Consider the following 13,599-nt stretch of genomic DNA (forward strand, 5'->3'; position numbering starts at 1 on the left):
GGGTGAAAACCACGGCGGCCACCGTTGGCCGAACGTGTGGCCCAACTGTGCGACGCAAAAGCACGCCACTTCGGGCGTGCTTCGCTTCCTACCATTGGCGCCTTATTGCGGCGCGTAGATCGAATCGAACACGCCGCCATCGGCAAAGTGCGTCTTCTGCGCATTGGCCCAGCCGCCGAACGAATCGTCCACGGTGTACAGCTTCAGCTTCGGAAACTTCGCGGTCAGCGCGGCCGGCACCTTGTCCGAACGCGGACGGTAGAAATTCTCGGCCGCGATTTCCTGACCCTGCTCGCTATACAGGAAGTTCAGATACGCCTCCGCCTGCTTGCGCGTGCCGTGCTTGTCCACCACCTTGTCGACCACCGCCACCGGCGGTTCGGCCAGAATGCTCACCGACGGCACCACGATCTCGAACTTGTCCGGACCGAATTCCTTCAGCGACAGAAACGCCTCGTTTTCCCACGCAATCAGCACGTCGCCGATGCCGCGTTGCACGAAGCTCGTGGTGGCTCCGCGCGCGCCCGAGTCGAGCACACCGGCGTTCTTATAGAGCTTCGAGACGAAGTCTTTGGCCTTCTGATCGTTACCGCCCGGTTGATGCTCGGCATAGGCCCAGGCCGCCAGATAGTTCCAGCGCGCGCCGCCCGAGGTTTTCGGATTCGGCGTGACGATCGACACGCCAGGCTTGACGAGATCGTCCCAGTCCTTGATGTGCTTCGGATTGCCCTTGCGCACCAGGAATACGATCGTCGAGGTGTACGGCGCTGCGTTGTCTGGCAGGCGCTTCTGCCAGTTCTTGTCGATGAGGCCCTTGCCGGCGAGCGCGTCGATGTCGTAAGCCAGCGCGAGCGTCACCACGTCCGCCTGCAGGCCATCGAGCACCGAGCGCGCCTGCGCGCCCGAGCCGCCGTGCGACTGCTTGAAGGTGAGCGTTTCACCGGTCTGCGCCTTCCACTGCTTGCCGAACGCCTGGTTGACCTGCTGGTACAGCTCGCGCGTCGGGTCATACGACACGTTGAGCAGCGTCGTGTCCGCGGCGGCCGTCTGGGCCACCAGGCCGAGTGCCGTTGCGCAGCCGAACGCCAGTAGCGTGATGAGTTTCCTGGTCTTGCCTGCGAGCCCCGTGCCCTGATCGATCATCCACCTTCTCCGCGTCGTGGTTGGCTGGGACAGTGCGTCCCGGGTTGTTTGTGTCGAACTGCAGGCCACTCTATCGAAAGGCTTTCATCATTAAAAATAATGTTTATTCATTTTTTAATACGTAAAAGTGGTAATGACAGCTGGGCGCGGCGTTGCGGCACGCAAACGGCTGCTGGAACACCCTGAAGCGGCGCTGTCACGACACCCAGGGCACGAACTTAAAGTAAAGCTTGAATTGCGCCGAATACTGTATAAAAATACAGTCACCTGTCTATCCATACAGTGGCCCCATGACCAAACTTACCGCACGACAGCAAGAGGTTTTCGATCTGATCCGCCGGGCAATCGAACGCACCGGTTTTCCGCCCACCCGCGCGGAGATCGCCGCTGAGCTGGGCTTCAGTTCGGCCAACTCGGCGGAGGAGCATCTGCGGGCGCTCGCCCGCAAGGGTGTGATCGAACTCGCTGCCGGTGCTTCGCGCGGCATCCGTTTGTTGCTGGCCGGCCAGGACGACGCACCGCATCAGTTCACGCTGCCGCATGCCAGCCTGATGCAGTTGTCCCTGCCCCTGATCGGCCGGGTGGCCGCCGGTAGCCCGCTCCTTGCGCAGGAACACATTTCGCAGCATTACGCCTGCGACCCGGCGCTGTTCTCGAGCAAGCCGGACTACCTGTTGAAGGTGCGCGGGCTGTCCATGCGGGACGCCGGCATTTTCGACGGCGACCTGCTCGCCGTGCAGAAGAAAAGCGAAGCGAAAGACGGCCAGATCATCGTCGCGCGGCTAGGCGACGACGTGACGGTCAAGCGTCTCAAGCGCCGGCCGAATGGTATCGAGCTGATCGCCGAGAACCCCGACTACGAAAACATCTTCGTTCAGGCCGGCAGTGCGGAATTCGCACTGGAAGGCATCGCGGTCGGGCTGATTCGCCCCACCGAGTTCTGAACCCTGACCTGAACCAAGCCTGGAGAGACTCATGGAACGCCTTGCCCGCCTGCTGCCCTTCCGCCAGTTCGGTCGTCTGCGCCATTTGCGCAGCCTTGTGCCCTGCGCACCCATCGAGGCGTCCAGCGCTACTCCTTCGTTATTCGACGCAGAAGAGCCGCAGACTTCAACATTGCCGTCGGCGCTGCCAGCCTTCGCGCGGGTCTCGCTGAATTCCGGCCTCAACACCGCAGAACCGGCCCGGCGCGCACCGGTGCGGGTCTACCACGGGCCGTCGCGTCTCATCATGGTCGGCACGGTGGACGCGGTGTGCCGGATGATCGACCATTGCATCGCTGAAGAACGGGCCGGCGTGCAAAACGCGCTGTTTGAATAAAGGCTATGTTGCGCAACACCCGGAAGCCGAGGCTTGGCCTCTCTCCGTGTTCGTTGTTCGTTACGAGTTGTTCGTTATGCGTCGTCCGTTTCAGACGTGCGCCAGTTGACGCTGAGAAATGGGTGGATCGGGAACGTCGCGTGAAGCTTGCGGGGATCGTTTTCTCGCGGCGGCGGTCCACCTTAGATCACCCACAGCGGAGAATCTCGCACGATGTCTGTTTCAACCTCTGCAACACGTGGCTTTGCGCGGCCGCTGATCGTTGGGCTCCTCGCGATTGTGATCGTGGCTGTGCTCGGATACGCCTATGCCTCGCCCTACCTCGCACTCGACCGGCTAAAGCGCGCCGCCGACGCACGCGATGCGCAGACCGTCAGCGAATACGTCGACTATCCGGCATTACGCGAGAGCCTAAAGGAGCAGATTGGCGGGCTGCTGACGCGGCGAATCGAAGCCCGTGCGAGCGGTAATCCGCTCGCAGCGCTTGGCGCAATGATTGGCGTAGCCTTGATTGGTCCATTGGTGGATGCCTATGCAACCCCGGATGGCGTGGCTGCGTTATTGAACGGCATGCCGCCGCGCGGCGATCTCCACCAGCGCCCGCCCACAGCGCAGGATGCGAGTGCCAATCCGTCTGCCGGTGGTGCAGATTCAGCGCCCGCTCCCGCAGCGCCCGCGCCAGCCACCCCGTCGACCGCGCCGCCGCAACCGCCGCAGACCACGGCCGGCTATCGCGGCATCAATGAATTCGCCGTCACCTATCAGCATGGCGTCGGCGATGCACGTTACTCCGCCATTCTGCGACGCGAAGGGCTGTTTTCATGGAAGCTGGCTGCGGTCGATCTAAACGCAAACTGACGGGGCCAGCCGAACGCGCAGACCGAATACGAACGGCGGGCAAGCTGAACCGTGAATAGCAAGCCTCGCCTCGTTCCACCCGTCCGGAGTCTGGTCTTCTCACCCAGACCCCGGCTCGGATTCAGACTCAGACTCAGACTCAAGCCGCCTCAGCCGCTTGCTGCTGTTCCTGTACCGACGAGCACGCCACCAGAATGCTGCACGAAACCCGGTCGAGTAGCGGCGTATTCCCCGCGCCCATCCACCAGCGCGAGAGGCCGGTGCGGCATCGGTGGCCGACTACCACGAGATCCACCTGAAGTTCGTTGGCCAGATTGGCGATTTCGTCGATCGGATGGCCGAATGCAAAATGCCCTTGCGCGGTGACGCCTCGCTCGGTGAGCCAGTCGACGCCTTCCTGGAGAATGTCGCGGGCGGTCTTCTCGAAGCTGCCACAGGCCACGTCGGTCAGCAGCCCCGCGCTCTGCGCGATGCTCGAGCGCATATCCACCACTGACAGCAAATGCGTTTCCGCTTTCAGGTCCAGCGCCAGATCGGCGCCGCAGCGCAGCGCCTTGCGGCCTTCGCGCGAGCCGTCGTAGCACAACAGGATTTTCTTGTAGCTCGCCATTTGGTTCTCCCTACCGCGTTTATCGCGGCTCTGTCCTGCATCATGGTGCGCCGCAATTCAGCATGCAAGGGATGGAAAACGCTAACTTCGCGCCAGCGCGGCGTTCGCTATGACGCAGCCGCTGCGCGTGCCATGCCGCAGTGCAAGAAGCCGCACCCTCGCAGTGCAAGAGCGTCAACACGCGGGCGCCGATGCCCTAGAATGGGCAGCCTTACCGGCCGTTCACGTCCTTCGGAATCCCTAACGACCCATGCCAGAAGCCGCCATCGAATTCCTGCAAGTCAACAAGCGCTATGCCGGTAAGACTGTCGTCGACGGCCTGTCGTTCCACGTCCAGCGCGGCGAGTGTTTCGGTCTGCTCGGTCCGAACGGTGCCGGTAAGACCACCACCTTGCGCATGTTGCTCGGCATCGCCGCGCCGGATGCGGGCACGATCCGCCTGTGCGGCGAGCCGATTCCGGCACGTTCCCGTTTCGCGCGGGCGCGTGTGGGCGTCGTGCCGCAATTCGACAATCTCGATCCGGACTTCACGGTGCGCGAGAACCTGCTGGTATTCGGCCGCTACTTCGGCATGAGCGCGGCGCAGACCCGCGCCATGGTGCCGTCGCTGCTGGAATTTGCCCGGCTCGAGAGCAAGGCGGATGCGCGGGTCGGCGAACTCTCCGGCGGCATGAAGCGGCGTCTGACGCTCGCCCGCGCGCTCGTCAACGATCCGGACGTGCTCATCATGGACGAGCCCACCACCGGTCTCGACCCGCAGGCGCGCCACCTGATCTGGGAGCGCCTGCGCTCGTTGCTGGTACGCGGCAAGACCATTCTTCTGACCACGCACTTCATGGAAGAAGCGGAGCGGCTGTGTCACCGTCTGTGCGTGATCGAAGAAGGACGCAAGATTGCGGAAGGCGCGCCGAACGAACTGATCGCCTCGGAGATTGGCTGCGATGTGATCGAAATCTACGGTCCGGATCCCATCGCCCTGCGCGACGAACTGGCGCCGCTCGCCGAACGGACCGAGATCAGCGGCGAAACGCTGTTCTGTTACGTCAGCGACGCGGAACCGGTACACGCGCGCCTCAAGCAGCGCGCGGATCTGCGCTATCTGCACCGCCCGGCCAACCTGGAAGACGTGTTCCTGCGGCTCACGGGCCGCGAAATGCAGGACTGACGGCCGCCCTCCGGCACCCGCACACATACTGTACCCGCCACCCCGCCTGCCTCGACCCCATCCGCCATGGACGCACGTACCTACGACACTCCCAGCCAGGCCACTCCCGCCAGCGAACCGTTCGCGGCGCTCCCCGCCAATGCCGTCAACTGGATCGCCGTGTGGCGCCGCAATTATCTGGTGTGGCGCAAGCTGGCGATGGCGTCGATGTTCGGCAATCTCGCCGATCCGATGATCTATCTGTTCGGTCTGGGCTTCGGGATGGGCCTGATGGTGGGACATGTCGACGGCGTGTCGTATATCGCCTTTCTCGCCGCCGGTACGGTGGCTTCGAGCGTGATGATGTCGGCCAGTTTCGAGTCGATGTATTCGGGCTTTTCGCGCATGCACGTCCAGCGCACGTGGGAGGCGATCATGCACACGCCGCTCACGCTAGGCGATATCGTGCTGGGCGAAGTCATGTGGGCAGGCAGCAAGTCGATGCTGTCCGGGGTGGCGATCATGCTGGTGGCCGGCGCGCTCGGCTATGCGAACTTCCCGTCGATGCTGCTGGCGCTGCCCGTCATTGCGCTGACCGGACTCGCGTTCGCCACGGTGGCGATGATCGTCACGGCACTCGCGCCTTCGTACGATTTTTTCATGTTCTATCAGACGCTGGCCCTCACCCCAATGCTGCTGCTCTCCGGCGTGTTCTTTCCCATTGCCCAGTTGCCGCCGGTCGCCCGCTTCGTGACGGAGTTGCTGCCGTTGGCGCACGCGGTCGATCTGATCCGGCCTGCCATGCTCGGCCGCCCGCTCGACCACGTGGCGCTGCACGTCGCGGTGCTGGTCGCCTATGTGGTCGTGCCGTTCTGCATCGCGGCGGTACTGTTCCGGCGCAGGATGATGCGCTAGGCACGCGCGAACATATCCGACGCGGCGGCGCGTCGCCGGGCAAGCCTCAGCTCGGCCGCAACACCTCGCGCGCGCGTTGCCGGCTCAGTCTTCGGATAACACCGCGCGCAATGCGTGCCCACCGGCCTCAGTCTTCGTCATCCGTCCAGGGAATATCGACGTCGGAGATGAACGCGACCGTTGCAAACGGACCGCCTTCCTGACGCCCGAGCTTCCCATCCGCGCGCTGCCATTCGACGCGAAACACCGTGCCCGGATCGTCGGCTATCAGACGAACCGTGCGCAGCTCGTCAGGATCGGACTCTTCCACCGGACCGTCGAGCGACACCAGCAGTTCCTGTGGCCACAGGCCGTCGGCGGGATCGTAAATGCGATCGCCATCGGGGATGAGCGTGAACGCCTCCACGCCGATCGTCGCCGATGCGTCGATGATCATTTTGCCCAACGCGCGCAGCAGCGCCGTGGCACGCGCCGAGTTCGCCTGGCGGATCGCGAGGTCCCCGCGTGTCAGCGCCTGTTCAAGTTTCGGATTGGTTTTTTGTTGCGCCATTCGATTTCCTGATTGCCATCGCTCGAGTGTACGAGGCGGCCCATGGAGGCCTACTTCGTCTGCGCGCATGTCGCTGACGCAGGTCGCAAAGGGCACGCCGCTTGTGATTGTTTTCGGGCTGAATCGTACCACTGGTGGGCATCACAGCCGCATTGAACATGCCCCAGTTCGATCCGCAAGCCCCAGTTCCCCAGTTTAGGTCGTGATTCAGCAACTGACAGCGAGATTTATCGCGCAACGTGGGTAAAACCGCGCGCGCCGCTCACGGATTCAGAAGCCGAATGCCACCGCAAGGCCGCCGCCTACCACCCCGAACAACACCACCGACACCGCCACCACAGTCAGTAGACGCGGCCGGAACGAGCGGGCCAGCATGGCGAGCGACGGCACGCTGATTGGCGGCAAGGTCATCAGCAACGCACCGGCGGGGCCGACGCCCATGCCCAGCGAAAGCATCGCCTGAATGATCGGCACCTCGCCCGCGGTCGGTATCACGAACAGCATGCCCGCGACCGCCAGCGCGACGATCCAGCCAAGTTCGTTACCGATCTCCGGGCCGACGTGCGGGAACAGCCATGCGCGCGCGGCACCGAGCAGCAGGATCAGGACGATATATTCGGGAATCAGGCGCACCGCCATGCGGGCAAAGAGCCTCAGCCAGCGCACGAAAGCATTGCCGCGATCCTGCTCCTGCAGTGCAGCAAGCTGCGCCAGTTGGCTATCGGCGGCTTCGGCCTCTTCGCGCGTCACGAGCCGGTTCACCAGATAGCCAAGACCAAACACCATCAGCACGCCCAGCACGAGGCGCAGCGCGGCCCAGTTCCAGCCGAGCACGAAACCCATGAATACGAGCGTGGCCGGATTAAGCACCGAGTTGCCGAGCCAGAACGCTATCGCGCCGCCCGGCGATGCCTGGCGCTGGCGCAAGCCGACCACGACCGGCGCCGCGCAGCAGGTGCACATCATGCCCGGAATCGCCAGCAGACCGCCGGCCGCGACGCTGCCAAAGCCGGTCTTGCCGAGCACCCGCGCGATCCATTGCACCGGCAGCAGAACCTGCACGGCCGAACCGAGCAACAGACCGAGCACCATCGCCTGCCAGATCGCCTTGCCGTAAGCGAGCGCATAACCGAGCGCGGCTGCCAGCGACGGTGCGGGCGGGCTTGCCTCGGTGCCCATGAGGATCGATTTGCCGATCGAATGCGTCTCGGCGGCCGTGAATGCGCGGTGGTAGTACGGAAACCACTTCACATAAAAGAGCCCGACGACGGCGAGCAGCAGAAAAATCAGCCATCCGGATGCGGGTTGAGTCTGGCGTGTGGTGTTCATCGTTATAGTGTTTTCTGGGTGGAAGCGAAGACTGTGGAGGCAGAAACGACTCGAAACTATTGGGGTTTGACGGGATCCGGCCGCGCTGCGGCGGCATCAGGCAGGTCTTCCGTCGTGCCGGCGGCCGTCGCACGCGGGTGCGAGGCGTGCGCAGTCCCGCCAGTCCGTTGCGGGACGCCCACGGACGCGCTGCCACGGGCCGTTTCGGTTGCATTCCCATCGGGCTTTCCGTCAGGCTTTCCGTCCGCCTTTTCACCTGCCAGTGCGAGACTCGCCAGCAGCGCGGTGGCCTGTCCGACACTATCTGCGGCATTCGGCCTGAAGCCGAAGCGCACCGCTTCGCCAAGGCGGCTGAAATGCTGCCGACTGCTGCGCTGATAGGCAGGATCGTAGTGCCGCTCGATCAGTTCACCGAACAGTTCGGCACGTGTCGAGGCAGCGCCGGGATTGCCCTCAAGACCCATGTCGACCAACTGACACCAATGCTTGACCTGCTCACGACTATGCAGGCCAATCAGGCGGTCGAGCTGATGCTTGAACGACTCCGGGTTATCGAACAAATGCGCGTAGTCCTGCAGCAAAAACGCGATGCGATCGGCGTAGGTGGTTGCCACTTCCACACACGCGCCGCCGTGAAAGCGCTCGAGCAGCATCGGCGGCAACGTGATGGCGCCAATCCGCCGGCTCTCGGCTTCCACGAACACTGGCCGCTGTGCGTCGAAGCCCGACAACACGCTGACCAACGCCGTATCGAAGGCTTTTTGCGCCGGCTGCGGCTGATCCGGCAACGCGCCGAGCAGCGAGCCACGATGGCAGGCTAGCGCTTCCAGATCGAGCACCTGGGCACCCGCTTCGCGCAGCGCCTGCAACAGCCGCGTCTTGCCGCTGCCGGTATGGCCGAGCAACGCGACGTAGTCGAACTGGCCCGGCAAACGCTTGAGCGCTTCGAGCACGGAGCCCCGATAGCTCTTGTAGCCGCCGTCGAGCTGACGCGCCTGCCAGCCGATCAGGTTGAACCAGGTCGTCATCGAACCGGAGCGCTTGCCTCCACGCCAGCAATAGATCAGCGGACGCCAGTTGCGCGGGCGGCCGGCAAAGGTGGTTTCGAGGTGATGCGCGATGTTGCGCGCCACCATGGCCGCGCCGACCCGCGTGGCCTCGAACGGCGACACCTGTTTGTACATCGTGCCGACGATCACGCGCTCTTCATTGCTCAGCACCGGCGCGTTGAGCGCGCCTGGAATGTGATCTTCGGCAAACTCGAGCGGTGTGCGCACGTCGACGATCTCGTCGAAGCGCGGCAGTTGATCGAGGGACACCAGCAGGTTTTTCAATGGGACGACGCGCGAGGAAAGGCTGGTTTCGAACGAAACAGCCGGGATGGGGACAACGGTTATGCCGAATTATCGCATGGGGCGAGCCGGCACAGGCTGGGGCGGCCTCGCGTTTACCGCCAGCCTGTGCGCCGTGTCCCGCCGGAAGTTACGGCGCGGGATTGGGCTGACGTTCGTGCAACGCGTCGATTTCTGCCAGCAACTCGGGCGACAGCTTCACTGCCGCGCTGCCAATATTTTCCTTGAGTTGCGCGAGCGAGGTGGCGCCGATCAGATTGCTCGTGACGAACGGCCGGCTATTGACGAACGCCAGCGCGAATTGCGCGGGCGACAGGTCATGCCGCTTCGCGAGTTCGACATAGCGAGTGGTCGCCGCGACGGCTTCCGGCTTGCTGTAACGCTTGAAGCGCTCGAACAGCGTGATGCGCGCGCCCGCAGGACGCGCGCCGCCTTCGTACTTGCCCGACAGCCAGCCGAACGCCAGCGGCGAATAGGCCAGCAGGCCAATGCCATCGCGATGGCTGTATTCGGACAGCCCCACTTCGAAGGTGCGGTTCAGCAGGCTGTACGGATTCTGGATACTGACGATGCGCGGCAAGCCGAGCTTCTCCGCCGCACGCAGGAACTGCGCGACGCCCCACGGCGTTTCGTTCGAAACGCCGATATGCCGGATCTTGCCTTCCTTCACGAAACCGGCCAGCACCGACAACGTTTCTTCGATCGGCACGGTGTACGCGTCCTCGACCCACGGATAGGCGGTGCGGCCAAACGTCATGGTGCTGCGATCGGGCCAGTGCAACTGGTACAGATCGACGTAGTCAGTTTGCAGACGCTTGAGGCTGTCGTTGAGCGCCTCAGTGAGATTCTTGCGGTCGAACTGGTTGCCTTCACCGCGAATATGGCGCGGGTTGTGCGGCTGACGAGCCGGCCCGGCAATTTTGGTGGCAAGCACGATTTTCTCGCGCGCGCCGCGATGCCGAGCGAGCCAGCTGCCGATGTAGCGCTCGGTGGCGCCCTGCGTCTCGGGGCGTGGGGGCACCGGGTACATCTCCGCGGCATCGATCAGATTAATGCCTTGATCGAGCGCGTAATCGATCTGCTCATGCGCCTCGCGTTCGGTGTTTTGCTCGCCCCAGGTCATCGTCCCGAGCCCGATCAAACTGACCTCAACGTCGCTGTTGCCTAGCCGGCGGTATTCCATTGCACTTTTCCCGTTCGTTCAACAATCGAAAAGCCCCGAACTTACCACGGCCGCACAATGCCTGCAGCGCAGCTAAAATGCGCCCGCCGGCTTCGGCAGCGACATCTACTCCTTGGCGAAAGCGATGAATCCGGAACAACTTGAACTGCTGGTGACCCGCGTCATGCCCTTCGGAAAATATAAAGGCCGACTGATCGCGGATTTACCGGGACACTATCTGAACTGGTTTGCGAGTCAGGGATTTCCACCTGGCGAAATCGGCCAATTGCTGGCGTTAATGCAGGAGATCGATCACAACGGCCTGAAGTCGTTAATCGAACCGCTCAAAAAACGTTAAGTCGCACACGCTGTCGGGAAGTCGCGCCGAGTCACGCCGGGCAAGAGCGGCGCAGCTTTTGTCAGGCAGAAACAGGCTTTCATTTTTCTAAATGCAGTCGACAATCGCCTCACCCATTCAATACAAAATGAAAGCTTCGCGCGTACCCTTTGCTCTGTAAAAAAAACTAACTTTTTGTCGCTTGACCCTGGTGTTTCCATCGGTTGTAATCAATAGCACCTGATCCGTTTCTCCCGCAGATCTTGTCTGTCTCCATGAATAATCCCAGCGTCATTCATCTACTGGAATACATCGGTCACGACATGTCGCCCGTCGGGGCCGTCATTGCATTCTTCCTCTTCGGCTATATCGTCGTGGGCCTGCCGGTCCACTTCCGTCAGGGCCCCGCCTCGCGCGACGTGTGGGGCACCGCCGCCGGCGTGACGATGGCCGCGGTGTATGCCGCGTTCCTCGTGTGCGTGTACCCGATCTTGCACCACTCGCTGCACCTGCTGGCGCCGATCGGCGCGGCCCACTGAACGCCCTGCGCGTGCCGCATGCACAGCGCATGCGGCGTGCTGGAACGACCCGCTGCGCCGAACGATCTTCATCACCGCATTGAGCGACTCACCCCGATCGCCACGACAGGCGCGCCGGATCATTCATAATCCGGTCCTGGACCTTTGGTCGAACCCATTCATCTCTTAGTCAATGCTTGGTGCCCCCGGCGCCGGGAGAAACGCTCATGCAAAGCATCATTGAAGGCTTTCTGAAATTTCAGCGCGAGGTCTTTCCTGCTCATTCCGAGCTCTTCAAACGCCTCGCCAACACCCAGAACCCCGGCGTGCTGTTCGTCACCTGCTCGGACAGCCGCGTGGTGCCCGAACTGCTGACCCAGCGCGAGCCCGGCGATATGTTCGTGATCCGCAACGCCGGCAATATCGTGCCGTCATATGGACCGGAACCCGGCGGCGTCTCGGCGACTGTCGAATACGCGGTCGCCGTGCTGGGCGTCACGGACATTGTGATCTGCGGACACTCCGACTGCGGCGCGATGACGGCCATCTCGACCTGCATGTGCCTCGATCATCTGCCCGCGGTGGGCGCGTGGCTGCGGCATGCCGATTCGGCCAAAGCCGTGAACGCCGCCCGCACCCATGCTTCGCCGCAGGCGCGTCTGAATGCACTGGTGCGCGACAACGTCGAGGCGCAGCTCGCCAACATCAAGACTCATCCGTCGGTGGCGGTTGCCCTCTCGCAGGGTAAGCTGAACCTGCACGGCTGGGTCTACGACATCGAAAACGGCGCAATCGACGCGCTCGACGGCAGCGCCAAGCCACCGCGATTCGTTTCGCTGGCGGAGCATCGCGATGCCTGTGCGCTACGGACCCATGTCGATCAATCCGCTGGCCGCGCCCAGGCCACCTGAACGACTCCGGTACGAACCATGCCGCGCTGACATCGTCAGCACCCTCGCCTTCAGGCTGCAACTCAAGGCAGGTGGACGGTCCCCGACGCGGCTCCCGTCTGCCTCCTGTCACCCTCCCCTCGCACCGCTCCGTACAAACCCGAAGTTGAGTCAGGCTCATACCTGAGATCAAAAAACATCAATTCTTCGCCAGCGGCAACGAACCGCACAATCACGCTACACCATCGACTGCGCAGCGATTCTGGAGGGCGTAGCGCTTCGTGCCGCGAGGCTCCGAAGTCACAGTCAGGCGTGACCACGATCAATTAAAAGATATTCAGACAATACAAGGAGACAGGTCGATCATGAAATTCAAACACCTTCGCGCGGCATTGCTGAGCGTGGCCTTACTCGCGACCGGCAGCGCCCACGCGGCCGACAACTGGTGCGGCGCCGGCAAGACGGTGCACTTTGCCGGCATCACGTGGGAAAGCGGCGCGTTCGCGACCGAAGTCCTGCGGCAGATTCTCGAGAAAGGCTACGGCTGCAAGACCGATGAGGTGCCCGGTAGCACGGCCGCCACCGAAACCGCTCTCGCGCACAACGACGTGCAGGTCTGGGCCGAACAATGGACCGGGCGCAGCGAAATCACCGCCAAGGCCGTTGCGTCGGGCAATGTCAAGCTGGTCGGCGATACGTTGCCGGGCGGCACCAAGGAAGGCTGGTTCGTGCCGGATTACGTCGTCAAGGGCGATCCTGCGCGCGGCATCAAGCCGTCGGCGCCGGGCCTCGCTTCGGTGAGCGATCTGCCGAAGTACAAAGACGTATTCATGGATGACGAAGAACCCGGCAAGGGCCGCTTTCTCAACTGCCCAAGCGGCTGGGATTGCGAACGCGTGAACACGCGTCTTCTGAAGGTGCTCAAGCTCGACGATTCGTACACGAATTTCCGCCCGGGCACGGGCGCCGCGCTCGATGCCGCGATTGCTTCCGCTTACACGCGCGGCAAGCCGATCCTGTTCTACTACTGGGGTCCGGCTGCGCTGATGGCGAAATACAAGCTCACCGAACTGAAGATGCCGCCGTACAACGCCGATTGCTGGAAGACGCTGCGTGACGAAAGCAGCACGTCGCAGTGCGCGTCGTCGTACATGGTTTCGCATGTGACGGTAGGGGTATCGACGCCCTTCTACAACGACGATCCGCAATTGATGGCCGTGTTCAACAAGGTCCAGTTCCCGATGGACTTTCTGAATCAGACCATCCTCGACATGAGCGTCAAGAAGGTAGACGGCAGCACCATGGCCACGCAATTCCTGCGCACGCATCCGGAGATGTGGAAGCAGTGGGTGCCGGCCGACGTCGCGTCGAAGATTCAGGCCTCGCTCGCGGGCGCCTGATCCGCGACGACGTCACGACGCTTTGTGCTGAACGGATGGCGTTTCACGCCGTCCGTTCAGGCGCATTGGAG

Annotated in this window: 15 protein-coding genes; 9 read left to right on the plus strand and 6 right to left on the minus strand. The window is 62.8% G+C overall.

Annotated features, from left to right (window positions below; all coding sequences use genetic code 11):
- Positions 1 to 102 precede the first annotated feature (102 nt).
- Entirely contained in the window at positions 103 to 1,143 is a 1,041-nt protein-coding gene (locus P3T43_RS09375; protein WP_429280757.1) for a sulfate ABC transporter substrate-binding protein, read from the minus strand.
- Between the two features lie 290 nt (positions 1,144 to 1,433).
- Between P3T43_RS09375 and lexA the strand changes: the two genes are divergently transcribed.
- The 3 genes from lexA (at position 1,434) to P3T43_RS09390 (ending at position 3,321) form a co-directional block, all read left to right on the plus strand.
- Positions 1,434 to 2,087 carry a transcriptional repressor LexA gene (gene lexA, locus P3T43_RS09380; RefSeq protein WP_429280758.1) on the plus strand — a complete coding sequence of 218 codons (654 nt, stop codon included), beginning with the start codon at positions 1,434 to 1,436 and terminating at the stop codon, positions 2,085 to 2,087.
- Positions 2,088 to 2,118: 31 nt separating this feature from the next.
- Positions 2,119 to 2,463: a hypothetical protein gene (locus P3T43_RS09385; RefSeq protein ID WP_429280759.1), complete on the plus strand. Its 345-nt coding sequence runs from the start codon at positions 2,119 to 2,121 to the stop codon at positions 2,461 to 2,463.
- Between the two features lie 213 nt (positions 2,464 to 2,676).
- A complete protein-coding gene (locus P3T43_RS09390; RefSeq protein ID WP_429280760.1) occupies positions 2,677 to 3,321 on the plus strand; it encodes a DUF2939 domain-containing protein in 645 nt (214 codons plus the stop codon).
- 139 nt (positions 3,322 to 3,460) lie between these two features.
- On the opposite strand, the gene P3T43_RS09395 is transcribed toward P3T43_RS09390, so the two are convergent.
- Positions 3,461 to 3,931, minus strand: a complete 471-nt coding sequence (locus tag P3T43_RS09395; RefSeq protein WP_429271629.1) for a universal stress protein — start codon at positions 3,929 to 3,931, stop codon at positions 3,461 to 3,463.
- A gap of 250 nt (positions 3,932 to 4,181) precedes the next feature.
- On the opposite strand from P3T43_RS09395, the gene nodI reads away from it, so the two are divergent.
- Together nodI and P3T43_RS09405 are read left to right on the plus strand one after the other, a co-directional pair.
- The gene (gene nodI, locus P3T43_RS09400; protein WP_429280761.1) at positions 4,182 to 5,096 is read left to right on the plus strand and encodes a nodulation factor ABC transporter ATP-binding protein NodI; all 915 of its coding nucleotides are present in this window, start codon (positions 4,182 to 4,184) and stop codon (positions 5,094 to 5,096) included.
- A 66-nt stretch (positions 5,097 to 5,162) separates the two neighbouring features.
- Positions 5,163 to 5,990 (plus strand): ABC transporter permease, encoded by an 828-nt coding sequence (locus P3T43_RS09405; protein ID WP_429280762.1) that lies wholly within the window; start codon positions 5,163 to 5,165, stop codon positions 5,988 to 5,990.
- Positions 5,991 to 6,117: 127 nt separating this feature from the next.
- On the opposite strand, the gene P3T43_RS09410 is transcribed toward P3T43_RS09405, so the two are convergent.
- From P3T43_RS09410 to P3T43_RS09425, 4 genes are all read right to left on the minus strand, one after another.
- A complete protein-coding gene (locus tag P3T43_RS09410; RefSeq protein ID WP_429280763.1) occupies positions 6,118 to 6,540 on the minus strand; it encodes a hypothetical protein in 423 nt (140 codons plus the stop codon).
- Positions 6,541 to 6,810: 270 nt separating this feature from the next.
- Entirely contained in the window at positions 6,811 to 7,869 is a 1,059-nt protein-coding gene (locus P3T43_RS09415) for a permease (protein ID WP_429280764.1), read from the minus strand.
- Positions 7,870 to 7,925: 56 nt separating this feature from the next.
- Positions 7,926 to 9,203, minus strand: a complete 1,278-nt coding sequence (gene mnmH / locus P3T43_RS09420) for a tRNA 2-selenouridine(34) synthase MnmH (protein WP_429280765.1) — start codon at positions 9,201 to 9,203, stop codon at positions 7,926 to 7,928.
- A 148-nt stretch (positions 9,204 to 9,351) separates the two neighbouring features.
- A complete protein-coding gene (locus tag P3T43_RS09425) occupies positions 9,352 to 10,404 on the minus strand; it encodes an NADP(H)-dependent aldo-keto reductase (RefSeq protein WP_429280766.1) in 1,053 nt (350 codons plus the stop codon).
- A 124-nt stretch (positions 10,405 to 10,528) separates the two neighbouring features.
- Between P3T43_RS09425 and P3T43_RS09430 the strand changes: the two genes are divergently transcribed.
- From P3T43_RS09430 to P3T43_RS09445, 4 genes are all read left to right on the plus strand, one after another.
- Positions 10,529 to 10,741, plus strand: a complete 213-nt coding sequence (locus P3T43_RS09430) for a DUF3820 family protein (protein WP_429280767.1) — start codon at positions 10,529 to 10,531, stop codon at positions 10,739 to 10,741.
- Positions 10,742 to 10,995: 254 nt separating this feature from the next.
- Entirely contained in the window at positions 10,996 to 11,259 is a 264-nt protein-coding gene (locus P3T43_RS09435) for a hypothetical protein (RefSeq protein WP_429280768.1), read from the plus strand.
- Positions 11,260 to 11,465: 206 nt separating this feature from the next.
- Entirely contained in the window at positions 11,466 to 12,149 is a 684-nt protein-coding gene (locus P3T43_RS09440; RefSeq protein ID WP_429280769.1) for a carbonic anhydrase, read from the plus strand.
- Positions 12,150 to 12,493: 344 nt separating this feature from the next.
- Positions 12,494 to 13,528 carry an ABC transporter substrate-binding protein gene (locus P3T43_RS09445; RefSeq protein WP_429280770.1) on the plus strand — a complete coding sequence of 345 codons (1,035 nt, stop codon included), beginning with the start codon at positions 12,494 to 12,496 and terminating at the stop codon, positions 13,526 to 13,528.
- The last annotated feature ends 71 nt before the right edge of the window (positions 13,529 to 13,599 follow it).

This window comes from Paraburkholderia sp. GAS41, assembly GCF_050436545.1.
Taxonomy (GTDB): domain Bacteria; phylum Pseudomonadota; class Gammaproteobacteria; order Burkholderiales; family Burkholderiaceae; genus Paraburkholderia.